Origin of the sequence: Streptomyces sp. NPDC048483, from assembly GCF_040651455.1 — a bacterium.
Classification (GTDB): Bacteria; Actinomycetota; Actinomycetes; order Streptomycetales; family Streptomycetaceae; genus Streptomyces.
On sequence record NZ_JBEZJZ010000006.1, the window covers coordinates 115,348 to 140,558 of the forward strand.

Genomic DNA, 25,211 nt, shown 5'->3' on the forward strand with positions numbered 1-25,211 from the left:
CTCTTACGTTTGCAACTCTTCAGGCAGCCGTGCCGAAGCGCGGGCCCGGTCGCCCGGTGTCGTTTCAGCCCACCCTGACGCCGGGCCCTCGAATACCTGTGGAGCCGGGTTGGAAGCCCGTCTCTCCGGCGCCGCCCCGGCCGAGGAGAGGACCTCGCGCAGAGCGTCTCGCAGGGAGCGCCTGGGGTGCCAGCCGAGCAGGGTGGCCGCCCGTGCGACGGACACCTGCTGACGACCGTCCCAGCCGCCCCGGCTGCCCTGGCCATCCCCGGGGCCCGCCGACCTCACCACTCGGGCGCCGACGCCGCTCATCCTGATCAGCAGCTCGACGACGGTGCGCACCGGCACCGCGGTGCCGGCGGCAATGTTGATCAGCCAGCCGGCGACCGGCCGTTGACCGGCCAGTACGACGGCGTCGGCCACATCCCGGACGTCCACGAAGTCCCGCTCCGCGACCAGCGGTGACAGCCGCAGCGCCGCCGGGGCTCCGGTGCGGCGGGCGTCGGCGAGCTGGCGCGCCACGGTGCCGGGGAGGCTGTTGCCGGGCATATCGGCGCCGAGCGCGTTGGAGACCCGCAGCACGACGCCGTCCACCCGCCCCGCGGCGGTCGCTGCGAGCACCGCCTCGCTGCCCCGCAGCTTGGTCCGCCCGTAGACGGTGGTGGGGAACGTCGGGCCGTCCTCCGTGAGGATCCCGCCCTCGGCGGCACCGTATTCGTGGACCGAACCGAGGTGGACGAACCTGGGCCGGTGCTCCAACCGCTCGACGACCTCCAGCAGCCGCTCCACCAGATCGGTGTTGAGCCGGACCATCCGGACTTCGTCGCCTGACCACACCGCGCCCACCGCGTTCACCACGATGACCGGGCCCGCCGCCGCCACGGTGTCGAGGAGCGCGGCGGGGGTGGCCGCCGCGATGTCGAGTGCGACCGAGCACGCCGCCGAGGCGGGCCGGCGGGCGATCGACAGCACGTCATAGCCGCCGCGCCGGAAGGCGGCACACACGTGGCCGCCGAGGAAGCCACTGCCGCCGAGCACCACTACGCGCGGCGGGTGGCGGTGGTCCGCTGTCACCCCGCTCACGCCGCTCCGGTCCGAGACAGCCGCTCCAGCGTGCCGACCAGCTCGGCCGGGCCGGGCTGGGCCAGTGCCGCGTCGCGCAGGGCCGCTGCGCCTCCGCGGCAGCGGGTCTCTCCCAGGAGCGCGGCGACCGCGCCCCGGACCGACCCGGCGGTGGCCGCCCTGCCGTCGGCGGCCAGGCCGGCGCCGTCGGCGGCCAGGCGCTCGCCGTTGGCCGCCTGCTCCGGGGTGATGGCCAAGGACAGTTGCGGTACCCCGGCCACCAGTGCGGCCAGCATGCTGCCGCCACCGCCGTGATGCACGATCGCCTCGCAGGCGGGCAGGAGCTGGTTCAGCGGGGCCCACGTCTCCAGCAGCCGGGCGTTCCGGGGCAGGGTGCCCAGCTCCGCGCGGTCCTCCGGAGCGGCGGCCACCACCACCTCCGCGTCCAGCTCTGCGAGTCCGTCGAGGATCGTCGGCAACCGGCACGTCTGCCGGCCCCACACCTTGCTCACCACGGTGCTCCAGGAGACCAGGACCCTGGGCCGCTCCGCCGGCCGCTCGGTCGCCCAGTCCGGCGCCGTGCCGGGCCCGTTGTACGGCACGAACCGCACCGGGAGCCGGGGCGCCTCGCAGGCCCCGCCGAGACCGGGCGGGCAGGGGTCGATCACGTGGTCGATCAGGTCGGCGGACATCTCGGGCAGCCCGAGCCTGGGGAACGAGTCGCTGTGGTCCTCCAGCACGATGCCGAGCCCCGGGCCCGGTTCGTGCGTACCGACCGTGCTGAACAGATGGCACACAGAGGGCACCCCCAGCAGCTGGGCGGCGAGGACACCCTCGACATTCTGTGGCTCGGTGACCACCAGGTCCGGCCGCCAGGAGCGGGCGAAGGCCGCGATGCGATCGCAACTGCCCCGCATCATAGCCAAGTTGTGCTCCCGGTTCCGCGCCGCGTACTCGGCTATGTCGAAGTCGGCGAGGCTGGCCATTGGCTCCCCAGTGACCGGGTGCAGCACCGTGCCCGGTTCGACCGGGGCACCGGAGGCGGTCAGGGCGCGGTATCGGGCCAGCCGCGCCTTGAAGAAGTGGTCCGGGCCGTCCAGGACGGGCAGGGGCGTCAGGCCCGTACGAGAGATCTGCCCGGCCGCCCGCGGTGTGCAGGCGAGGCGCACCTCGTGTCCGGCCGACTGGAGCGCCCAGCCGAGCGGGACCATCGGGAACCAGTGGGTGGAGATGTCGGAGGTCGTGAACAGTACGCGCATCGTCGGGGCTCCTCGAACGGGGACTGCGGCTCAGGCGGCGGCCAGGGCTGAGGCTTCCAGCTCGCGCACCAGCTCGGCCGGGGTGGGGAGTCGGGCTGCCTGCTCGCGCAGGGCCAGGGCCGTGGCCCGGTACGAGTCGTCCTCCAGCAGCCGCATCACCGAGTCGCGGATGACGGCAGGCCCGGCCGTGCGTCCGGAGTGGCACAGACCGGCTCCGGTGGACACGAGCCGGTGGGCGTTGGCGCTCTGCTCGGGGGTGAAGGGCAGGGCCAGCTGGGGGGTGCCGGCGGCCACCGCGGTCATTCCGCACCCCGCGCCGCCGTGGTAGATCACCGCGTCACAGCTGGGCAGCAGCTCGTTGAGCGGGCAGTCTTCCAGCAGCCGCACATTGCGGGGGACCGGGCCGATCTGGCCGGCGGCTCCGGCGGCCGTGGTCACCACTACCTCGATGTCCAGCCCGGCCAGCGCCCGCACGATGTCCGGCACCAGGAACGAGCCCGGTCCGAGCAGCTTGGCCAGGGAGTTGCCCCACACCACGCACACCCGGGGCCGCCCGGACCGTCCGGGCCGCTCCAGGGACCGGTCGGGCGACGGGCCCGGTCCGTTGTAGGGGACGAAGCGCACCGGCAGGCGTTCGGCCCGGGTGGGCGCGGCCACGGCAGCCGGACAGGGGTCGAGCACCCGCTCGATGAGATCGGCGCTCATCGCCGGCAGGCCGTAGCGCCGGAAGGTTCCCGTGTGATCCGGCGGCACCAGGTCGACGCCCGGCGCGTCCTCGTCGGTGCCGATCGCCCCCCAGAGGTGACAGGCGGCCGGCACTCCGGTGACCTTGGCCGCCAGGACCCCCTCCGAGCTGAGGATGTCGTGGAACACCATGTGAGGCCGCCAGTCCCGGGCGAAGGCGACGGTGTCGTCGAAGCTCTTTTGGATCGCGGCGATGTTGCCGACCCGGTTCGCCCGCTTGTACGCGGTGAAGTCGAAGTCCCACAGATTGTCCAGGACTTCACCGGTGACCGGGTGTAGCGGCATACCGAGCCGGCCGATCCCGTTCTGCACGGCGGCGAAGTAGTGGAAGAGCCTGCCGCGGACCATCATGTCCGGCCCGCCCAGTATGGGCAGCGGCGTCAGCCCCGCCCGGCTGACGAGGGCGGTCTGGCTGGGCGCACAGGCCACCCTGACCTCGTGCCCGGCGGCCTGGAAGGCCCAGCCCAGCGGGACCATCGGGTAGTAGTGCGCGGCGTAGTCCGACACCGTGAACAGGATGCGCATCCCTTGGCCTCTCATGATTGCGTCACGGACGCCGAGGGGCGGACCGGCTGCCCCGCAGCCAACCGCACCAGATCCGGGACGAGTTGGGACGGAGCCGGCCGGGCGGCGTTGGCCTCGGCCAGGCTCCTGGCGGCCCGGGAACGGCCCGGGTCACTCAGCAGCGTGACGAGCGCACCGCGGATCGACTCGACGGTGGCCGTACCGCCCGGCAGCACGAGACCGCTCCCGGTCCCGGCGAGCCGCTCTGCCATGGACCCGAGCACAGGCCCCAGCGGCAACGCGAGCTGGGGTACTCCCGCCGCCATCGCCGTCATCAGGCAGCCGGCCCCGCCGTGGTGGACCACCGCCGAGCACGTGGGCAGCAGTGCGTGGGCGGGAAAGTTGCGCAGTACGCGGACCCCCTCCGGCACCGGGCCGAGCGCGGCCGCATCGCCTTCGTTGAGCGCCAGCACCAGCTCCACGTCCAGGTCCGCGCAGGCCCCTACGACGTCGGGCACCACGAAGGAGGCCGGGCCGAAGATCTCGGTAAGCGAGTGGCTCCAGATCAGGCAGACCCGCGGCCTGGCCGACGGCGCCGGCGGCGCACCGGCTGCCCCTCCGGGCCCGTTGTACGGCACATAGCGCATGGGCAGACGGGGAGCGCGGGACGGCGGTGCGAGGGCCTCGGGGCAGGGGTCGATGACACCGGTGAGCAGGTCCGCCTCCGGGTCGATGCCCAGCCGTTCTCGGACCTCGCGCGGGATGTCCGGGGAGGGCAGTGCGTCGCCGAAGCCGGTCTCGTCCGTGCCGGTCGGCCCCCACAGCTGACAGAGCGAGGGCACTCCGGTCAGCTCAGCGGCGAGCAGCCCCTCGGGGGAGAAGAGGTCGTACACCACCAGGTCGGGGCGCCAGCGCCGGGCCACGCCCACGACGCCGCGGGCGCGGTCGCGGCCCGCGGTCGCGACCCGCGCGGTGTACTGCGCTTCGCGAGCGGGCCAGTCGAAGTCATCGGGGTCGGCCAGCTGCGCGCCGGTGAAGGGGTCCAGCAGCGGTAGCCCCGGCGCCTGAGGCGCTCCCGACTTGGCCGCCAGCCACGTGCCGAGCCTGGCCTGGGTCACGGTGTCCACGTCCGTGCCGTTGGACTCCACGGGGAGGCCGGTGAACTCCGCCACCGCGGTGTGGGCCGGGCCGCACACCAGGCGGACCTCGTGCCCCGCGGCCTGAAGTGCCCAGCCGAGGGGGACCATCGGGGAGTAGTGCCCGCCGTAATCGGACACCACGAACATCACGCGCATCGTCAGCTCGTCGCCATCTCTTCGAGGGTGCCCGCCAGTTCGGCCGGGCTCGGTTGCCTTCGCGTCTCGTCTCGCAGCGCACGGGCCCGCTCGGTGAAGGCCGGGTCGCCGAGCAGGTCCAGCACCGCGGAGCGGATGTCCTGCGCTCCGGCGGTGCCCGGCAGTACCTGTCCCGCGCCGGTCGCGCCGACCCGTCGCCCGTTGGCCCGGTACTCCGCGCCGAAGGTGAGGCACAGCTGCGGAACACCGGCGGCGATCGCCGCCAGGGCCGCTCCCGCGCCGCCGTTGTGCACCAGCACATCGCTGGTGGGCAACAAGGTGTGTACAGGGGCCCGTTCGAGCAGTTCGACGTTGGCCGGCAGCGGACCGACGCTTTCGCAGGCCTCGGCGCTCATGGTCAGGACGACATCCGCGTCGAGGTCCGCGAGTCCTTCGAGGACGGTGGGCACGGTGAAGGACCCGGCCCCGTAGAGCAAGGGGACCGTGGCGCTCCACATCACGCAGACTCGCGGGCGGTCACCGCGTCGTACGGCCGTACCGGGCACCGCGCCGGGGCCGTTGTAGGGCACGTGACGGACGCTGAGTCGGGACGCCCGGGTGGGCGGTGCCATCGAGGGCGGGCAGATGTCCACCACTCGGTCGATCAGGCCGGTGCCGCGCTCCTCGATCCCGTACCGGTCGTACTCGCGGCTGAAATGGGACGGGATGAAGTCCAGCCCCCATTCGGTCTCCTCCGTGCCGATCGGCCCGGTCAGGTGGCACACCGCCGGGACACCGAGCACCTTGGCCGGCACCACGGCATCGAGGTTCAGAAGGTCGTGCACCACCAGGTCGGGCCGCCACTGCTGGGCGAAGCCGACCGAGGAGCCGATCCGCTGCCCCATGGTCGCCGCGGTCTCCGCGCGCACCGTGCGCAGGAAGGCGTCGCTGTCGAAGTCCTCGAAGCGGGCGAGCTCCTTGCCGGTGACGGGGTGCAGCGGCACCAGGCCGAGGTCCGGCGGCAAGGTACCCGCCCTGGCCGCCAGGTGGACCCCGAGCCGGGCCCACAGCAGCGGATCCATGTCGCGCAGGACCGGGACCGGTGTCAGGCCCGCGGCCTGGATGTGCCGTCGCTGGCCCGGCGCGCACACCACGCGCACCTCGTGTCCCGCGGCCTGCAGCGCCCAGCCCAGCGGCACCATCGGATAGTAGTGCGGCCGGAAGTCCGACACCGCAAACATCACACGCATCCGCTGCACCCCTGTCCTGAATCGGCTCGGGAACACGTTCCCGCCGGTTTCTCGAAGACCGGTGGAGAACAGCCCGATCGGACGGTTCCAACCGGCTTGGACCGGCATTCGAGGAGGTGGCCTTAACTTCGCGCCCCGACAGTCGGCTAGCGCAGGGAGCAGTGGGGCATGGAGATCGTCGGGCGCGGATTCATCGCCACGAACCTGGCGACGATCGCCGGCCGTCATCCCGATGCCGTCGTGCTGGCCGCCGGCGTGTCCAGCGCGGTCGCCACCTCGGACGCCGGCTTCCGCCGCGAGCGCCAACTGGTCGAGCAGACCGTCGAGCGCTGTGCGCGGGAAGGGCGCAGGCTGGTGTTCTTCTCCACGGCGTCGTCCGGCATGTACGGCGCCACCGGCTGCACCGGCCGCGAGGACGACCCCGTGACGCCCCGCAATCCCTACGCGGAACACAAGTGGCGGCTGGAGCGGCTGATCCAGCGGTCCGGCACGGACTATCTGGTGGCGCGGCTCAGCCACCTGGTGGGAGCCCACCAGCGCCCGCACCAGCTCATCCCGGCCCTGGTAGGCCAGTTGCGCACCGGACGCATCCAGATCCGCAGCGGTACCCGGCGCGATCTACTGGAAGTCCGCGACATGGTGCGCATCACCAACGCCCTGCTGAGCGGCGGTGTCAGCCGCCAGGTGGTGAACGTCGCTTCCGGGGTTCCGGTGCCGATCGAGGTCATCGTCGACTACTTGGAGATGCGGCTCGGCCTCTTCGCCGAACGGGAGTACCTGAGCGCCAGCGACGGCGGCTCCGTCAGCATCGACAAGCTGCGCCGGCTCGTCCCCGGCTTCCACTTCGAGGCCGCCTACTACCGGGGGGCCCTGGGTGCCTATCTGAACTCCCTGACGCCCCGGACCTAGCGCTGAGCGGTGGCGATCTCCTCCAGACGGGGTACCAGCGCGGCGGGTTCGGGGCGGGCCTGGTTCTCCGCGGCCAGCTTTCCCGCGCGGCGGGCCAACTCCGCGTCCGTGACGAGCCGTTCGACGGCGGCGCGCAGTGCACCCGGTTCACAGCGTGGGCCGTCGAGCAGCAGGCCCGCACCAGCCTCGGCGACGCGGGAGCCGTTTCCGTACTGCTCGTCCGAGACGGCCACCGCGAGCTGCGGCACTCCGGCCGCCAGGGCGGTCATCACCGAGCCGGCCGCACCGTTGTGCACCACGGCCTGGCAGTGTTCCAGGAGCCGGTGCAGCGGCGTATGCGGCAACAGGCGTATGTGGGGCGGCAGTGCGCCGATCCGCTGGGCGTCGTCGGCGGTGACGGCGAGCACCACCTCCACCCCGGTCAGGTCGTGTACGGCGTCCACCACCCGCGGGACCAGGAAGGAGCCGGGGCCGTAAATCTGGGTGACCGAGGTGCCCCAGACCACGCAGATCCGCGGCCGGCCGCGGCCCTCGCCGATCCAGCCGGGCACGTCACCCGGGCCGTTGTACGGGATGTAGCGCGCCGCCAGCCGAGTGGCCCGCGTCGGCGGGGCCAGCGAGTCCGGGGTCGGGTCGATGATGTGCCGGATCTCCGCGCCGGTGCCCCGCAGGCCGAACCGGGAAAAGTCCCCGTCGAGCCGCTCGGGACGGTAGTCCCGGCGCGGGTCGGCCTCGGCGTCGGCGACCAGCCCCCACAGATGGGCCACCGCGGGCACGCCCGCGAACTCGGCGACCGCCCGCCCGTCGAGGCCGGCCAGGTCGTGCACCACCAGATCGGGGCGCCAGTCGGCGGCGAGTTTCTCCAGTGTCCGTCTGCGGCGCGCGTGCCAGCGGGAGTTGAGCGCCTCCGCCCCCTTGGCGAAGGCCTCCCAGTCGAACTCCTCCAGGGAGGCCATGGGGCGCCCGGTGAGCGGGTGCACGTGTGGCAGCCCGCTGACCCGGGACCGCCCCTCGCGCGCCAGCAGGTAGTTGCTCATCCGCGCCTGCCCCACCCCGGCGTTCGGCAGCAGCGGCAGGGGCGTGAGCCCGGCCTGTGCGGCGGCCTCGGCCACCCGGGGCGAACAGAGCACCCGCACCTCGTGGCCGGCCTCCTGAAGCGCCCGGGCCAGCGGCACCATGGGGTAGAGGTGCCCGGTCCAGTCCACCGAGGCGAACAGCACGCGCATGATCTGTCTCCTTGTCGTTCGTGCCGGACAGCCGGCCGTGTTCAGCCGCGTCCGGCCCGCGTCCGTAGGCCCGCCGGGCGCAGCAACGGCTGCCACCAGCCGCGGTTCTCCCGGTACCAGGCCACGACCTCGGCGAGGCCCTGGTCGAAGGGGATACGCGGGACGAAGCCCAGATCCTCCCGGAGCTTTCGGCCGTCCAGCGCGTACCGCAGGTCGTTGACCTTCCGGTCGGGGCGGCGACGCAGCCGCTCCGGCGGGACGCCGCACAGCTCGGCCAGCCGCTCGGCGAGTGCGAGGTTGCTCAGCTCGGTGCCGCCGCCGACGTTGTAGACCTCGCCCGCGTGCCCCTTCTCCAGCACCAGCTGGATCGCCCGGCAGTGGTCGGCGACGTGGATCCACTCCCGCCGGTTGCTGCCCTCCCCATAGATCGGCGCGTCCCGGCCGTCGAGCAGGCTGGCGATGACGAGCGGGACGAGTTTCTCCGGGTACTGACGCGGGCCGTAGTTGTTGCCGCAGCGGGTGACCGAGACATGCATCCCGTGCGTGCGCCAGTAGGACAGGGCGACCAGGTCGCTCGCTGCCTTCGACGCGGCATAGGGCGAGCTGGGCTCCAGCACGTGGCGCTCGTTCCAGGAACCGGTCGCGGCCGAGCCGTAGACCTCGGCCGTCGAGACGTGGACAAAGCGGGACACCCCGGCCTGCACCGCGGCGTCGAGCAGGGTCTGAGTGCCGATCACATTGGTGGTCGCGAAGGGCAGCGCGCCGCTGAGCGAGCGGTCCACGTGCGACTCGCCGGCGAGGTGGACGACGGCGTCGTGCCCCGGCAGCACCTCGCACAGCCGGTTCAGATTGCAGATGTCCGCCTGCTCGAAGGACAACCGGGGGTGGCCGATTGGGAGGTTGCCGGTGTGCCCGGCGTAGGTGAGCTTGTCAAGAACGGTGATCCGGGCGCTCTCGTATCCGGGGTGGGAGCCTTCGAGCAGCTGGCGTATGTAGCAAGAGCCGATGAAGCCCGCGCCGCCGGTGACCAGAATCCGCATCCGAACGTCGTTCTCCTTGAAGCCGTGGGGCGTATTGAGCAGTGCGTCACCGGGTCAGGGGACGGCGAGAAGCCGGACGAAGCACCGGCCGAGCCGCTCGGCCAGCGCGACCGGGGCACGGTCCGTGCGCACGGTGATCCGCAGGACCGCCCCGCCGCCCGCTTCGGGCAGCACCTCGGCCGCCAGCGCGCTCGTCTGGTCCTGGGCCACTTGGTCCTCGGCCAGCCGGACCCGGCACTCCGGAAGGTCCAGTGCGGCCCGGGGCTGGTCGTGCAGCAGGAACACCGGGAGGTTCAGCAGAACGTGCAGGTCGTGCCGTACGGCGGCGAAGTCCGCCACGACCTCGTGGAACGGAAGGTCCTGGGCCGCGAGCGCCGCGGTGACCGCATGCCCCGCGCGCCGCACCTGTTCGGCGAGCGGCCCCGTGGCGCGCAGCCGCAGGCAGACCGTGTTCATCCGCGAGACAACGGCGCGGTCGAGCAGGGGCTCACCGCGGACCGCTGCCGGAAGCAGCACGGCCACCTCCGGCTGCCCGGCGATCTCGCTCAGCGCCTGCCCGAAGACGGCGGCCAGCGCGGCGAAGCGGGTGCAGCCCAGGGCTCGCGCCGTCCGGTCCCAGTAGGCCAGCACCTCGGCCGGTACCCGCATCCGCAGACTCTCGACCGGCCCCGCCAGTGGGGCCGGGCCGGGCCGCACGCCGGGCAGCCGCAGCCCCACCACGCCACGCAGCGCGTCCTGCCAGTAGGCACGCTGGGCCGCCAGATCGACAGCCCGGAAACGACGTTCCTCCTCGGCGGCGAGCGCGGCGAGCGAGGGAGCGGCGACCGGCCACACCGGGGCCCGGCCGGCCCGCCGCGCGGCGTACGCGGTGGCCAGGTCGGCCACGACCAGGCGCTCCGTCCACCCGTCGAAGGCGATGTGGTGGAAGGACAGCCCGAGCAGGGTGGCCGTGCCGCCGGTATCGCGGGCCAGCACGGCACGCCACACGCGGCCCTCCTCGATCGCCAGTGGCCGGCACAGCAACGCCTGGGCGGTGGCGACCGCGGACGGCCGGTCCAGCAGCAGATGGATCTCCAACGGCTCGGCGGGGGAGGAGAGCTGGGCGGACGGCGGCCCCGACCGTGCGTAGCGGGCACGCAGAGTCTCGTGGCGTGCGTGCAGGTCCTCCAGAGCCGCGGTGAGCGCCGCGGTGTCCAGGTCGCCCTCGATCCACCAGGAGAGCAGGCAGCTGAACCCGTCCGACGTCTGCAGATAGCCGGCCTGTCCGCTGGTCAGTGCGGCGGCTCCGGACGGTCCGGCGGTGACCGGAGCGGCGTCGGCCGCGGCCGTGGCGTCACGGTCCAGCCAGTCGGCCAGCGCGCGCACCGTCGGGGTGCGGTAGATCTGCGAGACCGGCACGGTGACGCCGAGCGCCGCCCCCAGTCGCGCGCACAGCCGGGCCGCGTCCAGCGAACTGCCGCCCAGCGCGAAGAAGTCGTCCTCCGGGCCCACCGCGTCCCGGTCGAGCAACTGGCGGAACAGGGCGTCCAGTGCGGTGTGCGGGGCGTCGCCGGAGGGTCCCGCCGGGTCCGTCCGCCGATGACGGGCCGGGGCGAGCGTGGACTCCAGGGCACGGCGGTCCACCTTGCCGTTGCGGGTGAGCGGCAAGGTGCCGACGGGGATGATGTCGCGCGGCACCAGATACTCGGGCAGTCTCCGGGCCAGCGCGCGCCGCAGACCGTCCGCGTCGGCGGGCGCGGCGGGGTCGGGTACGAACCACAGGCACAGCGCCGCGCCCAGCCCGTCGCCTCCCTGCACCGCCAGTACGGCGCTGCGCTGCACGCCCGGCACCTGATCGGCGTGGTGCTCGACCTCACCCGGCTCGATGCGGTGTCCGCGGATCTTCACCTGCCAGTCGCCGCGCCCTCCGTAGTAGAGCGTGCCGTCCTCGGTGACCCAGCCGAGGTCACCGGTCCGGTAGAGCCGTTCGGTGCGCCCCTCGACGGTGAGGGTGACGAACTTCTCGGCGGTCAGCTCGGGAGCGCCCACGTAGTACAGCGCTAGGCCGGGACCGGAGAGGCAGATCTCCCCGCGCTCGCCGGGACCGCACGGCCGTCCGCCGTCGACGATCCGGACCCCGCTGTCGGTGAGCGGACGGCCGATGGGGAGGCCGTCCGGGTCGGTCAGATCGCGCTCGGTGAGGGGGTGCACGGTCACCAGCCCCGCCGACTCCACCGGTCCGTAGCCGTTGCTGACGGCGATCCCCGGGTGGCGGCGCATCAGCCGCCCCACGGCGGCCGGGGAGACCTTCTCGCTGCCGGTGACGATCCATCGGAACCCCTCGAAGGCATCGATGTCCTCATCGACGATCAGGTTGAAGACCGCGGTGGGCATGCAGGTCGCGTTGACCCCGTGCTCGGCCACCATCCGGCGCAACAGGGCCGGCTGGAGCACCTCGTCGACCATGACGGCGGTTCCGCCGCAGCTCAGCGGGCCCCACAGGTCGAGGATCGGCCCGTCCCAGTGCAGCGGGAACATCTGCGGCACCACATACCCCGGCCCGTACTCGCCGTAGTCGCAGTCGTCGAACAGCCGGGCCGGGCCGTAGTGCGGAATCACCGCCCCCTTTGGCATCCCGGTCGAGCCCGAGGTGAAGAAGACCGCGCAGGGGTCCGCACCCGCCACCGGCACCGGGGAGTGCGGGCGTTCCTCGCCCCGCGCCGGGGGCCGGGGCGCCCAGGCCGGCACCCGCGGGCAGGGGCCGGGGGCGTCTGTGACGACCAGGCGGGCCGCGAGCTGACGCACCAGCTCCTCATTGCGGGCGGCGGGCCAGGCCGGGTCGAGCGCGGCGTAGGCGGCTCCGCGCTTGAGCACGCCGAGCAGGACCGCGACCGTGTCAGGAGTACGGGGCAGCAGCACGGGGACGAAGTCGCCCGGCCCCACACCACGGTCCGCCAGCTCGGCGGCGTAGTGGTCGGAGAGCGCGTCGAGTTCGGCGTAGCGGACCCGGCGGTCGTGGTGGACCAGGGCGAGCGCCTGGGGGTGGTGCCGCGCGGACCAGCGGAACTGCTCCACCAGCGTGTCACCGCGCCGGTACGTGTGCCGGGAACCGTGACGGGGGTTACTGGTCATGCGGACCGCTCAGGTCGGCGCCGCGGGGGCGGGTGGCGACCATGACCTTGGGCGGGAAGCCGGGCCGGGTGTGGATCTCGTGCTCGGTCAGGCCGACGGCCGTGAGCATGCGGGTGTACGCGTCCGTGCTGTGCATCTGCCCGCCGGGTGTGGTGCACAGCATCATCAAGTCGAGCAGCTGCGCCCTCAGTTCCTCAGCGGGAGCCGCCTCGCCGGCCGCGAAGCCGGCGATCACCAGGGAGCCCTCGGGGGCCAGGGACCCGGCCAGGCGCTCCAGCAGGAGGACGGCCCGCTCCGGTGAGAAGTGGAACAGCAGGTTGGCGGCGACGATCACGTCGTAGGGGCCGCCGAGGGGGATGCCGAACGCATCGCCCGGCAGCAGGGTCGTCCTGTCGTGCACCCCCCGCTCCTTCGCGCGCTCCTCGGCCACGGCCAGCACGGTGGGCCAGTCCTGGGCCCAGAGGCGGGCGCCGGGGTGGCGGGCGGCGAGTTCGATGCCCACGGCGGCCGAGCCGCAGCCGACGTCGAGGATCCGCGGGCCGGGTCGTTCGGCTGTCGTCGCCGCCAGGGCGTCGGCGACCATGGCCGCGAGCCGGTCGGTGGCGAACGTGCCCGTCGCGGCGAAGTCGTGCCAGTACGGGAAGTCGGGAACGGTGCTGTCGAATCCGTCCAGCGGTCCGCCGTGGCGCACGGCCTCGGCCAGCCGACCGAGCGCCTGCCACTCCATGGCGCCGGCGGCGACGCGGTGGATGCCGCCCGCGTAGGAGGGCTCGGTGCTGACCAGGAGTTCCCGCACGCCGGGGCCGAGGGCGAACCGTGAGCCGTCCCGGATGAGCAGGCCCTGCAGGGCCAGGCAGGCGAGCAGGGTGGTGCAGGCCCGCCGGTCGATGCCGAGTCGGCCGGCCACCGTCGCCGCGTCGGTGGGGCCGTCCGCGAGGGCGTCGAACACACCGATCTCAAGTCCCGTGCGCAGCAAGGCGGTTGTCTGGTAGCCCGTCACCATCTCGAACAGCCGCTTTTTGGTGAGTTCCATGCTGGTCTCCTCCCTGTCCGCTCCGCGGTCCCTCGACGGCGACTGTGGAGGACCGGGGTGCAAAAACCCTGGAGCGTCGTTGGAGTCCAGCGCCGCCCGACCCCCGCTCGACGCACGGCGCGCAGCATGAACCGGCCCGCTCCCAAGAAAAGGTGGTCGAGGAATGCAGAAGCGGCTATTGGTCCTGCACGCGGTCTCACCGCTCGGTCCGGAAGAGGCCGAGCGGCTGGTCGAGGCGCTGGATGTGGAGATCGCCTTCATGGTGCCGACGTCACGGATGCCAGGCGGCAGAGCGGAGCTGGACCGGCTGGCGGCCCTGGGGCCGGTGATCGAGGTGTCTGGCTCTCGTGAACTGGTCGCCGCCGCACTGGACTTCGCCGCGACGCACCAGGTGGACGGCGTGCTGGCCAGCAGCGAGGTGCTGTTGGCCGAGGGCGCCGCCGTCGCCGAGGCGCTCGGTCTGGCGCACCACCCGGTCTCCGCGATACCGGCGCTGCTGCGCAAGGACGTGCAGCGGGAACGGCTGCGGGCGGCGGGCGTGCCGACACCGGCCTGGGCCACCCTGCGCGGCCGCGAGGACATCCCGGCGGCCCTGCGCGTGGTACCGCTGCCGGCCGTGCTCAAGCCGGTACGCGGCATGGGAAGCATCGCCACCTTTGGCATCACCACTCCGGACGACCTGGAACGCTGCCTGGAAGAAGGGCGCCGGGTGTACTCCGAGACCCCGCCGACGCCCGGGGAGGAGCCGGTCTTCCAGCTTGAGGAGTACCTCGGGGGCGACCAGCAGCATCCGGCCGATCCGCGGCTAGACGACATGTTCTCGGTCGAGTGCCTGCTGTTCGAAGGGGAGATCCATCATGTGGTGGTCGGGGCCAAGCCGCCGCAGGCACCGCCGTTCCGGGATGCCGGCCACATCGTTCCTTCCGCTCTGCCTGAGGAACTGTGCGAGGCTGTGGCCGACATGGCCGAGCGGGCCATCCGGGCCGTTGGTGCCTACCACGGTGCGGTGCTCGTCCAGGTGAAGCTGACCGCTGACGGGCCCCGGGTGATCGAGGTCAATGGCCGCAACGGCTTCGCCGTTCCCCTGGCGTTGCTGCCGCACGGCTACGACTACCTCACCGATATCGCCCGGGTGGCGCTCGGTGAGCGGCCGCGACTGCCAGGCCGGTTCTCGGGCTACTCGATGGTGCTGCGCGGCTATGCGCCGCTGGAGGCCGAGGAGGTGACGGCGGTCCGCGGGGTAGCCGCCGCCGCACGGCTGCCCGGCGTGCAGTACCTGGTCCCGCTGCTGGACGTGGGACAGCGGCCGGACCCGCTGCGTCCCAGCGAGAGCGTTGCCTACCTCCTCGGGGCGAGGACGGTCGATCTGCCGTCCCTGCTGGACCTGGCGGACCGAGTCGCCGGCCTGGTCGGTTTCGAGTACCGCATGGCCGGTGCGCCGCCCGCCGTGTGACGCACTGCGGCCGCCCCGCTGTCCCCGTCCTCTTCCGGACGGGGACAGCGGGACGGCGGTACGGCTCAGCCCCGTTCGTCGAGCAGCGGTTTCCACCACCAGGGGTTGTCGCGGTACCACTGGACCACGTCCTCCAGGCCCTGGTCGAGCGGGATCCGGGGGCGGTAGCCGAGCTGTTTGCGGATCTTGCTGTCGTCGAGGGCGTACCGGAGGTCGTGCCCCTTGCGGTCGTCGGTGTGCCGGACGCTGTCCCACCCCGCCCCGCACAGCTCCAGCAGGCGTTCTGTCATCTCCCGGTTGGTCAGCTCGGTTCCGCCGCCGATGTTGTAGACCTCCCCGGCCCGGCCCCGGGTGAGGGCCAGGTGGACACCGTGGCAGTGGTCGTCCACATGGACCCATTCGCGGACGTTGCGGCCGTCGCCGTAGAGCGGCACGGTCCGTCCGCTGAGCAGTCTGGTGACGAACAGCGGGATCAGCTTCTCCGGGTGCTGGTACGGCCCGTAGTTGTTGGAGCAGCGGGTGGTACGGGCGTCCAGGCCGTGCGTGCGCCAATACGCGCGCGCCATCAGGTCGCTGCCGGCCTTGGCCGCCGCGTAAGGGGAGTTGGGCTGCAGTGGCCACTCCTCCGTCCAGGCGCCTTGGGATATGGAGCCGTACACCTCGTCGGTTGACACGTGCACCACGCGCTCGACGCCCGCGTGCAGACACGCGTCGAGCAGGCTCTGGGTACCGACCACATTGGTGAGGGCGAACTCCGCGGCGACCTCCACGGACCGGTCGACATGGGATTCGGCGGCGAAGTGGACGACTTCCTGGTGGCCGGGCAGCACCGTGCGCAGCAGGGCGGGGTCGGTGATGTCCCCGCGTACGAAGTCCAGCCGCGGGTGGTCCAGCGGCAGGTTGGCCGTGTTGCCGGCATAGGTCAGCTTGTCGACCACGGTGACCCGCGCCGCTTCGTAGCCGGGATAGCCGCCCGAGAGCATGGTGCGCACGTAGTGCGAGCCGATGAACCCGGCGCCGCCGGTGACCAGAACTCTCATGGCCGCACCTCTTCCTGCCGGTCTGACTCCTGGCCGTGGAGGCGCAGGCAGTCGGCGTACGGAGGCAGGAGTCCGGCTGCCTGTGCCTCTCGGAGGCCGGGGGCCTCGCGGTCCTTCTCCGAGACGAGGGGCGTGCCGTCGGGGACGTCCCAGGGCAGGGCCAGGTCCGGATCGAAGGGGTTCAGGTCGAGCTGATGGCCCGGAGCGTACTCGCTGGAGCACAGGTAGCCGATGCAGGTGTCGTCGGTCAGGGCGGCGAAGCCGTGGGCGAGGCCCTCGGCGATGTAGACGGCGGTGCCGCGTCCGGCCTCCAGGACGGTCACCTGGTACTGGCCGAAGGTGGGCGAACCCCACCGGACGTCGACGACGATGTCCTGCAGCGCGCCGCGGTGACACGTCACGATCTTCGCCTGGCCCGGCGGTACGTGTGTGGCGTGCAGGCCTCGGACCACACCGCGTCGCGACACCGAGAAGTTCGTCTGCGCGACGTGGAAGGTTCTGCCGACGGCAGCGGTGAACGCGCTGTCCTTGAAGGATTCATAGAAGTGCCCCCGGTGGTCCCCGAGCAGCCGCGGTTCGAGCAGAAAGCTCCCTGGCACGGCCAGTGGACGGATCTTCATGCCCGGGACGCTAACCACCGCGGGTCCAGTCTGGCTCAAGCCCACAGTGCGGATAGATCGTGATGAAACTGGACAGAGTGCTCACGGCTCATGAATCACAACATGCTCCAATAGACACACAAGTTCTTTCCCATCACGCCTCTAGTGTGACGGACTTTAGTAGAAGGTAAGAGGTCTGTGGATTAGGGCGACAGGCTAGAAATCGCTGGGGGAGAGCACTATGCGGCCAACCGTCGAACTGCCGGGCATGAGGGCTGTGGTCTTGGGATCGCTCGCGATCGAAGTGAACGGGGTGCCGCACTCGCTCAGCGCTTTCAAGCCACGCCAGGCGCTCGCCCTGCTGTTACTCAACGCCAACCGGACGGTGTCGGTGAGCGGATTCGTCCAGGAGCTGTGGGACGACAACCCGCCATCGAGCGCGCTGACCACGCTGCAGACGTACATCCTGCAGCTCCGCAAGTTCCTGGTACGGACCCTGAACATCAACCAGTCGACCGCCTCGAAGCACGTGCTGCAGACGGTCCCGGGCGGATACGTCTTCCGGATCCGCCCCGAGCAGCTGGACCTCGCGGTGTTCAAGCAGCTGGCGGCGCAGGGCCATCAGTCGCTGGCCACGGGGGACTTCGCCGCCGCGGCACAGAAGCTGCGCGCGGCCCTGGACGTCTGGCAGGGGCAGGCCCTGGTCGACGTCCCGGCCGGCCCTGCGATCGAGCCGCAGGTGCGCGGCCTGGAGGAGGCCCGTCTGGTGGTGCTGGAGCAGTGCATCGACGCGGACCTCCGGTGCGGGCGGCACAGGGAAGTGCTCAGCGAGCTGGCGGCGCTGAGCATCGAGCACCCGTACAACGAGACCCTGCAGGGGCAGTTCATGCTGTCCCTGCATCGTTCGGGGCGCCGCTCGGATGCGCTGGAGACCTACCAGCGCATCCGCTCCACGCTGATCGAGGACGTCGGACTGGAGCCGTCCTCCTGGCTGCAGCAGGTGCATCAGGCGGTCCTGACCGACGCTGACCCGGACGCGCTGCCGACGGTGCACGAGCGTCGGCTGGTGGGCTCGCGCGGCTGACCTCACGCAGCGTAGACGAAGGGGCGCACACCTTTTGGTGTGCGCCCCTTCGTGCGATCCCGAGGTGCTCAGGAGGCCTGTGCGGCCACCGGTTCGGCCTCGGCCGCCAGCCGGCAGACCAGCTCCACGAACTGCCGGGGCGTCTCTACCCCGTTGAGCGTCTCGTCGGGCAGGGAGACGCCGAGTGCGCGCTCGACGCGGCTCAGCGTCTCCAGCAGGGCCAGCGAGTCGTAGCCGAGCTCCGGGAAGGTCTGGTCGGCGGCGGTCGTGCCCAGCTCCGCCTCCTGGGTCTCGCCGGCGCACTCGCGCAGGATGCGGTACAGGTCATCCAGGGTGAACGAGCTCATCGGAGCACTTCCAATCGATAGGGGGTGAGACATCCGTGGGGAGAGGAACAGGAGCGGCCGTGCTCAGCCGGCGGCACGGAGCACCATCGCGGAGTTGAACCCGCCGTGGCCCCGGGCCAGGACGAGTGCGGTGCGCAGGGGCGCCTCCCGGGGCCGGTCGAGCACCAGATCCAGGTCGCAGCCTTCGGCGAGCCGGCCGACGTTGACGGTCGGCGGAATCACCTGGTCCCGGAAGGACAGCAGCGCCGTCGCGAGGTCGAGCGGCGCACCGCCGGAGTACAGGCGCCCGGTCATGCTCTTCGGAGCGGTGACCGGTACGCCCCGCGGTCCGAACAGCGAGCTGATCGCTTCCGCTTCGGCCCGGTCCGGGCCGGGCCGACCGGCCGCGTCGGCGAACACCACGTCAACGTCCGCCGGCTCCAGGCGGGCGTCGGCCAGCGCGAGTGCGGCTGCCCTGCGCAGCCCCGGCGGTCGGCCCGAGCCCGGCTTCGGACTGAAGGTCGCCCCGTGCCCGGCGATCTCGCCGTACACCCGGGGAGCGCGGGCGCGCACCTCGGGGGAGTCCGGTTCGACGAGCAGGATGGCGCCGCCCTCCCCGGGGACGTGCCCGTCGGCCTCGGCGTCGAAGGGCAGATAGGCGCGCGCGGGGTCGCTGCGGGTGCTGAGGCCGCCCCCGGCGAGCTGGCATGCCCATGCGTACGGGCTCAGTGCGCTGTCCACTCCGCCGGTGACCATCAGCCGCAGGCCCTTGCGGATGCTCCGGCGGGCCTGGCTCACCGCGTCGAGGCCGCCCGCCTGCTCGCCGACGAAGACGCCGGTGGGCCCGTTCGTGCCGTGCCGGATCGAGATCTGGCCGGTGTTGACGGCGTAGAACCAGGCGAAGGACATATAGGCGCTGACATGGCGGGGGCCGTGCCGCCACAGATGCTGCAACTCCCGTTGGCCGAACTCGAATCCGCCCGAGGCGCTGGAGGTGGACACCCCCATCTCGAAGCCGTCCAGATCCGCCGGGTTGACCGCGGCATCGGCGAAGGCCCGTTCCGCGGCGACCAGGGAGAGCTGGGTCACCCGGTCCGTCTGGGGGACGAGCCGCCCCGGGAGCAGGGCCGTCGCGTCGAAGCCGGGCACCTCGCCGGCCAGGCCGGCTGGGTAGCGCTCGGCCGGGAAGCGGGTGAGCGGCCCGATCCCGTTCTGCCCACGCAGGGTCGCTGACCAGTGCTCTTCGAGGTCCGCTCCCACAGGGGAGAGGACTCCGATACCGGTCACCACCGCTGGAGTGTTCACCGTGCCCTCCGCCCGTGCTTGGTCAGTACCATCGCGCTCTGGAAGCCGCCGAAGCCGCTGCCCACGGACAGGGCGGCGTCCACGCGCCGCTCGCGCGCCGTCAGCGGTACATAGTCCAAGTCCAGCTCCGGGTCCGGTTCGTGCAGGTTGGCGGTCGGCGGTATCAGACCGTGACGGATCGCCAGGGCGCAGGCGGCGACCTCGATGGAGCCGATCGCGCCGAGCGAGTGCCCGATCATGGACTTGATGGAGCTCACCGGTGTCCGGTAGGCGTGCTCGCCGAGCCCGTGCTTGATCGCGGCGGTCTCGTGCCGGTCGTTCTGCCGGGTGGCCGTGCCATGCGCGTTGACGTAGTCGACCTCGGCGGGGGCCAGACCGGCGGCGTCCAGCGCACCGGTGATGGCGGCGCCCAGTTCCCGGCCGTCCGCGCGCAGACCGGTCATGTGGTAGGCGTTGCTGCGCGAGGCGAAGCCCCCGATCTCGGCGTAGATGCGGGCGCCGCGTGCCGTGGCCCGCTCCAGTTCCTCCAGCACCAGGACGGCGGCGCCCTCGCCGAGGACGAAGCCGTTGCGCGTGCGGTCGAAGGGCCGCAGGGCGCTCTCCGCCTCCTCGTTGAGCGCCGACGTGGCCTTGATGGCGTCGAAACAGGCCACGGTGATGGGGGAGATCGGCGCTTCGGCACCGCCGGCGATCATGACATCCGCGCTGCCCTCACGGATCAGCTCGCAGGCGTGCCCGACGGAGTCGATGCCCGAGGTGCACCCCGCCGACACCACCGTCGCTGGCCCCTCGGCGCCGACCTCCCAGGCCACTTCGGCGGCGAGAGAGCTGGGGACGAACCAGTCGTAGAGATGTGGCACGCCATAGGTGTGGTCCACCAGCCAGTTCCGGCCCTCGTCGCTGAGGACGGTGTACTCCTCCTCAAGACGTGTCGTACAACCCACCGCACTGCCCATGCATACTCCGGTGCGCTCGGCCGCCGACCCATGCTTCAGGCCGGCGTCGGCCAGCGCCTCACGGGTGCAGGCCAGGGCGAACTGCCCGGCACGGTCGAGGCGGCGGATCTCCTGGGCCGACAGGCCTTGCTGTGCCGGATCGAAGTCGCACTCGGCGGCGATCCTGGAGCGGAACGGTGCCGGGTCGAAGGAGCTGATCAGGCGGGTGGCCGTCCGCCCGGCAGTGATCCGGTCCCAGAACGCTGTGACGCCGATGCCGCCGGGAGCCACGACGCCCATTCCGGTGATCGCGACCCGGCGGCTCATCGGGGGTGCCCCGCGTCGTCCTCGGCCATCAACGAACACCTCTTTCCTGGTGATGAGTCGGAACCACCCCGGAATGATGGGTGCGCGGCGTCGAGATTCCCTGGAAGCGGCCTGGAACCGGGCTCGCGGCCGGGAGCGCTGCCGCTCAGTAGGTGCCCGCCGTCCGGCCGCCGTCGGCCACGAATTCGCTGCCGGTGCAGTAGGACGAGTCGTCGCAGGACAGGAAGAGCGCCAGTCTGGACATCTCCTCGGGCGTCCCCACCCGGCGCAGCGGCAGCGCCCGGGCCAGTGCGCCGGAATCCTGGAACGGCAGCCGGGTCATCGCTGTGTCGATGTGGCCCGGGCACACGGCGTTGACCCTGATGCCGTGCGGCCCCCACTCCAGTGCGGCGGCCCTGGTCAGGCCGAGCACCCCGGCCTTGCTGGCGCAGTAGGCGGCCATGCCGGGGATGCCGGAGAGGCCGCCCACGGACGCGACGTTGACGACCGTGCCGCCGCCCGCCGCGCGCAGCGCGGGAAGCACCGCGCGCATACCGAGGAACACCCCGAGCAGGTTGGTGTCCATCAGCTCGCTCCAGTCCCGGTGGCTGGTGCGCTCCAAGGTCTTGTACAGCGCCACGCCGGCGTTGTTGACCAGTCCGTCGAGCCGGCCCCAGCGCTCCACGGCGGCCGCTACCGCCCGCTCCCAGCTCTCCGGCAGACGTACATCGAGTCCCACGGCGACGGCGCATTCACCCAACTCCGTTGCCAGGCAGTGGAGTTCATCCTCGCGAATATCGGTGAGCACCAGCCGCGCCCCCTCGGCCGCGAACAAGCGCGCTGCGGCCGCTCCCTGCCCCCTCGCCGCGCCCGTGATCAGCATGACGCGGCCGGCCAGCCTGCCCATTCCTGTCCCCTGTCCCGTGTCCCGGAGCCCGGAAAGCCCCTGCGATCTGCGTCCGTCGATCGTGGACGGCGGAACCCGAGTTGCTCTGGAGCGCCCCTCGACCGGGATTAATGCCGGTGCCAGTAGAAAGCAGGCGGTGACGCGGGCACGGGGCCCGTGCGGTCCCAAGGGAGCGATGAATGCGGGTACTGATGACGACCTCCGCTCTGGAGGGCCACTTCTTCCCGATGGTCCCGCTGGCCTGGGCGCTGCGTGCTCAGGGTCACGACGTACTGGTCAGCGCGCCGGCCAATTTCTCGGACCGGATCACGAGCGCCGGCCTGCACGCGGCCGGTGGCGTGCCCGCCATCGCCTTCGACCGCTTCATGCTGCACGACCGGGAGGGCCGCCGGCTGCGCCCGCCGCGGGACCCCCGGGACCGGGAGGAGTTCGGCGGCCGGGCCTGGGGCAGGCTGGCCGCGCACTCACTGGAGGCAACCCTGGGCCTGGTGGACTCCTTCCGGCCCGATCTGCTGATCTGCGAGCCGAACGAATTCGCCGGCCCGATGGCGGCGGCCAGTCGCGGCATACCCTGGGTGGAGCACGGCTGGGGGATCATGACCATGCCCGTGTTCAAGCTGGCCGCCGTTACGGAACTGGCCGGGGAACTGGACGCGCTGGGCCTGGCGGAGATTCCCGGGCCCGCCCTGCGCATCGACAACTGCCCCGGCGCGCTGCGCGGCGACGCGGCCGGGGCCGGGCTGCCCATGCGCTATGTGCCGTACAACGGCAGCGGCGTCGCCCCTGACTGGGCGCTGTGCCCCGAGGGCCGGCCAAAGGTGCTGGTCACCATGGGATCGCTGCTCCCGCGGTTCGGCCTGGTGGACTTCGTCTCGCTGCTGCGCGAGACCGCCGAAGCACTGCCGAAGCTCGGCGTCGACGTCGTGGTGGGTGTGGCGGACCGCATCGCCGCCGACGCCGGGCCCTGGCCCCCGGGCGTGCGCACGGCCGGGTGGCTGCCGCTGAACGCGGTGCTGCCGGCCTGCGGGCTGGTGGTCCACCACGGCGGCGCCGGCACCACCATGGCCACCGTGCTCGCCGGCCGGCCCCAGTTGGTGCTCCCCCGTGGCCTGGACCACTTCACCAATGCGGAACGGGTGATCCGGGCCGGCGCCGCGCTCTCCGTACCGCCCGAGCAGCTGGACGCCGGGACCGTCGTGGATCACTGCGCCCGGCTGCTGGAGGAGCCTGGATTCGCGGAGCGTGCCGCCGAGGTCGCGGCGGAGAACCTGACCCGCCCGACCCCCGCCGACGTGGCCCGGCACGTCGAGCTGTTCGTCGAGGACGGCGGGTGCCCCGGCATCGGTACGAGGGGGCAGCGGTGACCCTCGCCCATGGGGCCGCAGCGGCTCCGAGCGGGCCCGGTAAAGCATGCCCGGCCCTGGAATTCAGCGCCTCCGCCACCGTGGCGGACAGTCGGCCGATGCCCACCGGATCGCTGCGCGGCTGGCTGCAGGAGCGGCTGACCGCCAACAGGTTCCGGATCGACCGGATCCCCTTCCACGAGCTGCGCGACTGGGACTTCGAACCCGGCACCGGCAATCTGCGGCACGGCAGCGGGCGCTTCTTCTCGGTGGAGGGGCTGCGGGTCCACACCGACTACGGTCCCGTACGGGAGTGGACCCAGCCCGTCATCAACCAGCCCGAGATCGGCATCCTCGGCATCCTGGTCAAGCGGATCGACGGGGTGCTGCACTGCCTGATGTCGGCCAAGATGGAGCCCGGCAACGTCAATCTGCTCCAGCTCTCCCCGACGGTTCAGGCGACCCGGAGCAACTACACCCGGGTCCACCGGGGTGCCGCGACGCCCTACCTGGAGTACTTCCTGCCCGGCCGCCGCCGGGGCCGGATCCTGGTCGATGTGCTCCAGTCGGAACAGGGATCCTGGTTCTACCGCAAGCGCAATCGCAACATGGTGGTCGAGGTCGACGAGGATGTCGAAGCCGGGCCCGAGTACTGCTGGCTGACGATCGGCCAGATCCTCGGGCTGATGCGGCACGACAACCTGGTCAACATGGACACCAGGACGGTCCTGGCCTGCATGCCCTTCACGCCGCCCGCCGCGGCGGCCCCGGACGGCGCCTTCCGCACCGCCTTGCTGCGCTCGCTGGCGGGCGAGGGCGCGGAGACCGGCCTGCGTGAGGTGCTCAGCTGGATCACCGAGGGCCGGGCCCGGTACCGGTTGAGTACCGAGCTCTTGCCGTTGAACGCCATCGGCCGATGGCACCGTACCGAGAGTGCGATCTCCCATGAACAGGGCCGGTTCTTCGACGTCATGGCGGTATCGGTGAACGCCAGCAACCGGGAAGTGGCCGGGTGGACCCAGCCGTTGATCGAGCCGCGCGGCGACGGAGAGGTCGCCATGCTGGTGAAGCGCATCGGCGGGACCCTGCACGCCCTGCTGCACATTCGGATGGAGCCCGGCTTCCAGAGTGCTGTCGAACTCGCCCCCACGGTGCAGTGCCAGCCGCTGAGCCACGCCGGGAGACCGGCGGAGCAGCAGCCGCCACTGCTGGACCTGGTGTGGTCGGCCGCCCCGGAGTCGGTGCGCTACGACGCGGTGCTCTCCGAGGAGGGCGGGCGCTTCCACCACGCCCGGAGCCGCTACCGGATCATCGAGGTGGACGAGCGAACGCCGATACCCGAGTCCGAGGACTTCCGATGGCTGACCGTGCACCAGCTCGGCCTGCTCCTCCAGCACAGCAACTACCTCAACGTGCAGGCGCGTTCGCTGGTGACCTCGCTGCACAGCCTGTGGGCTGGTGCACGGTGAACGGCGCGCGGCCGGTGCGGCTGGGGGTCCTGGGCTGTGCCTCGATCGCCCGGCGGCGGACCCTCCCGGCGGTATCCCGCGTACCGGAGCTCGAACTCGCCGCGGTGGCCAGCCGGTACCGGGCCAGAGCCGAGGCGTTCGGCGCGGAGTTCGGTTGCCGGGCGGTGGCCGGGTATCAGCGGCTGATCGAGCGGGCCGACATCGACGCGGTGTACGTACCGCTGCCGACCGGACTGCACCACACCTGGGTCGACCGGGCCCTGCGCGCGGGCAAGCACGTCCTGGCCGAGAAGCCGCTGACCGACGACCATGCCGCGACCGCGCGCCTGGCCGGCCTGGCACGGGAGCGCGGGTTGCTGCTACGCGAGAACTTCGCGTTTCTGCACCACGCCCAGCACCGTGCGGTGCGGGAGCTGGTGACCGCCGGTGAGATCGGCGAAGTCCGCTCCTGCAGGGCGGTGTTCGGTATCCCCCCGCGCCCGGCGGACGATGTGCGCTACCGGCGCGAGCTGGGCGGCGGCGCCCTGCTGGATGTCGGTGTCTATCCGCTGCGCGCCGCTCAGCTGCTGCTCTCCGGCCCGCTGGAGGTGGCCGGAGCCCGGCTGCGGGTGGACCGGACTTCGGGGGTGGACATCGGCGGCAGCGCTCTACTGGCCACCGTGTCCGGACTCACCGCCCAGGTGGAGTTCGGCTTCGACCGCCACTACCGCGGCGCGTACGAGCTGTGGGGCAGTGAGGGCCGCATCGTCGTGGAGCGCGCGTACACCGCGCCGGCCGACCTGGCGCCGTCGGTCCGAGTGGAGCGCCCGGGCGGAGTGCGGCACCTCGATCTGGCGGCCGATGACCAATTCCGCAATGTGGCGGCGGCGTTCGCGCGGGACGTGCTCACCGGAGCGCGCGTCGACGACACCGCGGCGGCGGGTGGCATCAACGCGGCGGACGCGATGGTCCGCCAGGCCGCGCTGGTGGCCGCCGTGCGCCACGCCGCGCAGATCCGCACCCTCGCATGACCCTCCGGCCCGCACGTCCGGG

At 72.1% G+C, this 25,211-nt stretch carries 21 protein-coding genes; 6 read left to right on the plus strand and 15 right to left on the minus strand.

Features of this window, described 5'->3' with window-relative positions; genetic code table 11:
* Nucleotides 1-3 precede the first annotated feature (3 nt).
* Genes AB0D04_RS05290 through AB0D04_RS05310 form a run of 5 tightly spaced genes read right to left on the minus strand, consistent with a single transcriptional unit; the run spans nt 4 to nt 6,093 of the window.
* The gene (locus AB0D04_RS05290; RefSeq protein ID WP_362699577.1) at nt 4-1,083 is read right to left on the minus strand and encodes an NAD(P)-dependent oxidoreductase; all 1,080 of its coding nucleotides are present in this window, start codon (nt 1,081-1,083) and stop codon (nt 4-6) included.
* Nucleotides 1,080-2,321 (minus strand): nucleotide disphospho-sugar-binding domain-containing protein, encoded by a 1,242-nt coding sequence (locus tag AB0D04_RS05295; RefSeq protein WP_362699579.1) that lies wholly within the window; start codon nt 2,319-2,321, stop codon nt 1,080-1,082. Before AB0D04_RS05295 ends, AB0D04_RS05290 begins: the two co-directional genes overlap by 4 nt.
* A gap of 30 nt (nt 2,322-2,351) precedes the next feature.
* Complete coding sequence (locus AB0D04_RS05300; RefSeq protein WP_362699581.1) at nt 2,352-3,590, minus strand: glycosyltransferase; 1,239 nt, start codon at nt 3,588-3,590, stop codon at nt 2,352-2,354.
* Between the two features lie 11 nt (nt 3,591-3,601).
* Nucleotides 3,602-4,855: a nucleotide disphospho-sugar-binding domain-containing protein gene (locus tag AB0D04_RS05305; protein ID WP_362699583.1), complete on the minus strand. Its 1,254-nt coding sequence runs from the start codon at nt 4,853-4,855 to the stop codon at nt 3,602-3,604.
* A gap of 11 nt (nt 4,856-4,866) precedes the next feature.
* On the minus strand, nt 4,867-6,093 hold the full coding sequence (locus tag AB0D04_RS05310; RefSeq protein ID WP_362699585.1) for a nucleotide disphospho-sugar-binding domain-containing protein: 1,227 nt from the start codon (nt 6,091-6,093) through the stop codon (nt 4,867-4,869).
* A 168-nt stretch (nt 6,094-6,261) separates the two neighbouring features.
* On the opposite strand from AB0D04_RS05310, the gene AB0D04_RS05315 reads away from it, so the two are divergent.
* A complete protein-coding gene (locus AB0D04_RS05315; protein ID WP_362699587.1) occupies nt 6,262-7,002 on the plus strand; it encodes an NAD-dependent epimerase/dehydratase family protein in 741 nt (246 codons plus the stop codon).
* Here the strand turns inward: AB0D04_RS05315 and AB0D04_RS05320 are convergent.
* From AB0D04_RS05320 to AB0D04_RS05335, 4 genes are read right to left on the minus strand one after another with little or no spacing between them, the layout of a single operon-like run.
* Complete coding sequence (locus AB0D04_RS05320) at nt 6,999-8,228, minus strand: nucleotide disphospho-sugar-binding domain-containing protein (RefSeq protein WP_362699589.1); 1,230 nt, start codon at nt 8,226-8,228, stop codon at nt 6,999-7,001. The genes AB0D04_RS05315 and AB0D04_RS05320 overlap by 4 nt on opposite strands.
* Before the next feature lie 41 nt (nt 8,229-8,269).
* Entirely contained in the window at nt 8,270-9,268 is a 999-nt protein-coding gene (locus tag AB0D04_RS05325; RefSeq protein ID WP_362699591.1) for a dTDP-glucose 4,6-dehydratase, read from the minus strand.
* A gap of 54 nt (nt 9,269-9,322) precedes the next feature.
* Complete coding sequence (locus tag AB0D04_RS05330; RefSeq protein WP_362699593.1) at nt 9,323-12,379, minus strand: AMP-binding protein; 3,057 nt, start codon at nt 12,377-12,379, stop codon at nt 9,323-9,325.
* Complete coding sequence (locus tag AB0D04_RS05335) at nt 12,369-13,412, minus strand: class I SAM-dependent methyltransferase (RefSeq protein ID WP_362699595.1); 1,044 nt, start codon at nt 13,410-13,412, stop codon at nt 12,369-12,371. The genes AB0D04_RS05330 and AB0D04_RS05335 overlap by 11 nt, the downstream gene beginning before the upstream one ends.
* A gap of 163 nt (nt 13,413-13,575) precedes the next feature.
* On the opposite strand from AB0D04_RS05335, the gene AB0D04_RS05340 reads away from it, so the two are divergent.
* Nucleotides 13,576-14,865 carry an ATP-grasp domain-containing protein gene (locus tag AB0D04_RS05340; protein WP_362699597.1) on the plus strand — a complete coding sequence of 430 codons (1,290 nt, stop codon included), beginning with the start codon at nt 13,576-13,578 and terminating at the stop codon, nt 14,863-14,865.
* A 65-nt stretch (nt 14,866-14,930) separates the two neighbouring features.
* Here the strand turns inward: AB0D04_RS05340 and rfbB are convergent, their stop codons facing one another.
* A complete protein-coding gene (gene rfbB / locus AB0D04_RS05345; protein ID WP_362699599.1) occupies nt 14,931-15,905 on the minus strand; it encodes a dTDP-glucose 4,6-dehydratase in 975 nt (324 codons plus the stop codon).
* Nucleotides 15,902-16,525 (minus strand): dTDP-4-dehydrorhamnose 3,5-epimerase family protein, encoded by a 624-nt coding sequence (locus AB0D04_RS05350; RefSeq protein ID WP_362699601.1) that lies wholly within the window; start codon nt 16,523-16,525, stop codon nt 15,902-15,904. Before AB0D04_RS05350 ends, rfbB begins: the two co-directional genes overlap by 4 nt.
* A gap of 220 nt (nt 16,526-16,745) precedes the next feature.
* Here AB0D04_RS05350 and AB0D04_RS05355 point away from each other — a divergent pair, with 220 nt between their 5' ends.
* Nucleotides 16,746-17,588 (plus strand): AfsR/SARP family transcriptional regulator, encoded by an 843-nt coding sequence (locus tag AB0D04_RS05355; protein WP_362699603.1) that lies wholly within the window; start codon nt 16,746-16,748, stop codon nt 17,586-17,588.
* A 68-nt stretch (nt 17,589-17,656) separates the two neighbouring features.
* On the opposite strand, the gene AB0D04_RS05360 is transcribed toward AB0D04_RS05355, so the two are convergent.
* The 4 genes from AB0D04_RS05360 to AB0D04_RS05375 all read right to left on the minus strand — a co-directional run bounded on the left by AB0D04_RS05360 (nt 17,657) and on the right by AB0D04_RS05375 (nt 21,367).
* Entirely contained in the window at nt 17,657-17,935 is a 279-nt protein-coding gene (locus AB0D04_RS05360; RefSeq protein ID WP_362699605.1) for an acyl carrier protein, read from the minus strand.
* Between the two features lie 63 nt (nt 17,936-17,998).
* Nucleotides 17,999-19,219 carry a ketosynthase chain-length factor gene (locus AB0D04_RS05365; protein ID WP_362699606.1) on the minus strand — a complete coding sequence of 407 codons (1,221 nt, stop codon included), beginning with the start codon at nt 19,217-19,219 and terminating at the stop codon, nt 17,999-18,001.
* Entirely contained in the window at nt 19,216-20,481 is a 1,266-nt protein-coding gene (locus AB0D04_RS05370; RefSeq protein WP_362699608.1) for a beta-ketoacyl-[acyl-carrier-protein] synthase family protein, read from the minus strand. The genes AB0D04_RS05365 and AB0D04_RS05370 overlap by 4 nt, the downstream gene beginning before the upstream one ends.
* 145 nt (nt 20,482-20,626) lie before the next feature.
* Nucleotides 20,627-21,367: a glucose 1-dehydrogenase gene (locus AB0D04_RS05375; RefSeq protein WP_362699610.1), complete on the minus strand. Its 741-nt coding sequence runs from the start codon at nt 21,365-21,367 to the stop codon at nt 20,627-20,629.
* Nucleotides 21,368-21,546: 179 nt separating this feature from the next.
* Between AB0D04_RS05375 and AB0D04_RS05380 the strand changes: the two genes are divergently transcribed.
* The 3 genes from AB0D04_RS05380 (at nt 21,547) to AB0D04_RS05390 (ending at nt 25,189) form a co-directional block, all read left to right on the plus strand.
* On the plus strand, nt 21,547-22,731 hold the full coding sequence (locus tag AB0D04_RS05380) for a nucleotide disphospho-sugar-binding domain-containing protein (protein ID WP_362699612.1): 1,185 nt from the start codon (nt 21,547-21,549) through the stop codon (nt 22,729-22,731).
* 98 nt (nt 22,732-22,829) lie between these two features.
* Nucleotides 22,830-24,179 carry an NDP-hexose 2,3-dehydratase family protein gene (locus AB0D04_RS05385; protein ID WP_362699614.1) on the plus strand — a complete coding sequence of 450 codons (1,350 nt, stop codon included), beginning with the start codon at nt 22,830-22,832 and terminating at the stop codon, nt 24,177-24,179.
* Nucleotides 24,176-25,189 (plus strand): Gfo/Idh/MocA family oxidoreductase, encoded by a 1,014-nt coding sequence (locus AB0D04_RS05390; RefSeq protein ID WP_362699616.1) that lies wholly within the window; start codon nt 24,176-24,178, stop codon nt 25,187-25,189. Before AB0D04_RS05385 ends, AB0D04_RS05390 begins: the two co-directional genes overlap by 4 nt.
* Nucleotides 25,190-25,211: the final 22 nt, after the last annotated feature.

Excerpts from the sequence above, each read along its gene's own strand:
- AB0D04_RS05310 (WP_362699585.1), bottom strand. The coding sequence starts at position 6,093 with ATGCGTGTGATGTTTGCGGTGTCGGACTTCCGGCCGCACTACTATCCG.
- AB0D04_RS05370 (WP_362699608.1), bottom strand. The coding sequence starts at position 20,481 with ATGAGCCGCCGGGTCGCGATCACCGGAATGGGCGTCGTGGCTCCCGGC.
- AB0D04_RS05305 (WP_362699583.1), bottom strand. The coding sequence starts at position 4,855 with ATGTTCGTGGTGTCCGATTACGGCGGGCACTACTCCCCGATGGTCCCC.
- rfbB (WP_362699599.1), bottom strand. The coding sequence starts at position 15,905 with ATGAGAGTTCTGGTCACCGGCGGCGCCGGGTTCATCGGCTCGCACTAC.
- AB0D04_RS05375 (WP_362699610.1), bottom strand. The coding sequence starts at position 21,367 with ATGGGCAGGCTGGCCGGCCGCGTCATGCTGATCACGGGCGCGGCGAGG.
- AB0D04_RS05335 (WP_362699595.1), bottom strand. The coding sequence starts at position 13,412 with ATGGAACTCACCAAAAAGCGGCTGTTCGAGATGGTGACGGGCTACCAG.
- AB0D04_RS05340 (WP_362699597.1), top strand. The coding sequence starts at position 13,576 with ATGCAGAAGCGGCTATTGGTCCTGCACGCGGTCTCACCGCTCGGTCCG.
- AB0D04_RS05380 (WP_362699612.1), top strand. The coding sequence starts at position 21,547 with ATGCGGGTACTGATGACGACCTCCGCTCTGGAGGGCCACTTCTTCCCG.
- AB0D04_RS05360 (WP_362699605.1), bottom strand. The coding sequence starts at position 17,935 with ATGAGCTCGTTCACCCTGGATGACCTGTACCGCATCCTGCGCGAGTGC.
- AB0D04_RS05385 (WP_362699614.1), top strand. The coding sequence starts at position 22,830 with ATGCCCACCGGATCGCTGCGCGGCTGGCTGCAGGAGCGGCTGACCGCC.
- AB0D04_RS05350 (WP_362699601.1), bottom strand. The coding sequence starts at position 16,525 with ATGAAGATCCGTCCACTGGCCGTGCCAGGGAGCTTTCTGCTCGAACCG.
- AB0D04_RS05300 (WP_362699581.1), bottom strand. The coding sequence starts at position 3,590 with ATGCGCATCCTGTTCACGGTGTCGGACTACGCCGCGCACTACTACCCG.
- AB0D04_RS05330 (WP_362699593.1), bottom strand. The coding sequence starts at position 12,379 with ATGACCAGTAACCCCCGTCACGGTTCCCGGCACACGTACCGGCGCGGT.
- AB0D04_RS05315 (WP_362699587.1), top strand. The coding sequence starts at position 6,262 with ATGGAGATCGTCGGGCGCGGATTCATCGCCACGAACCTGGCGACGATC.
- AB0D04_RS05355 (WP_362699603.1), top strand. The coding sequence starts at position 16,746 with ATGCGGCCAACCGTCGAACTGCCGGGCATGAGGGCTGTGGTCTTGGGA.
- AB0D04_RS05320 (WP_362699589.1), bottom strand. The coding sequence starts at position 8,228 with ATGCGCGTGCTGTTCGCCTCGGTGGACTGGACCGGGCACCTCTACCCC.
- AB0D04_RS05295 (WP_362699579.1), bottom strand. The coding sequence starts at position 2,321 with ATGCGCGTACTGTTCACGACCTCCGACATCTCCACCCACTGGTTCCCG.
- AB0D04_RS05325 (WP_362699591.1), bottom strand. The coding sequence starts at position 9,268 with ATGCGGATTCTGGTCACCGGCGGCGCGGGCTTCATCGGCTCTTGCTAC.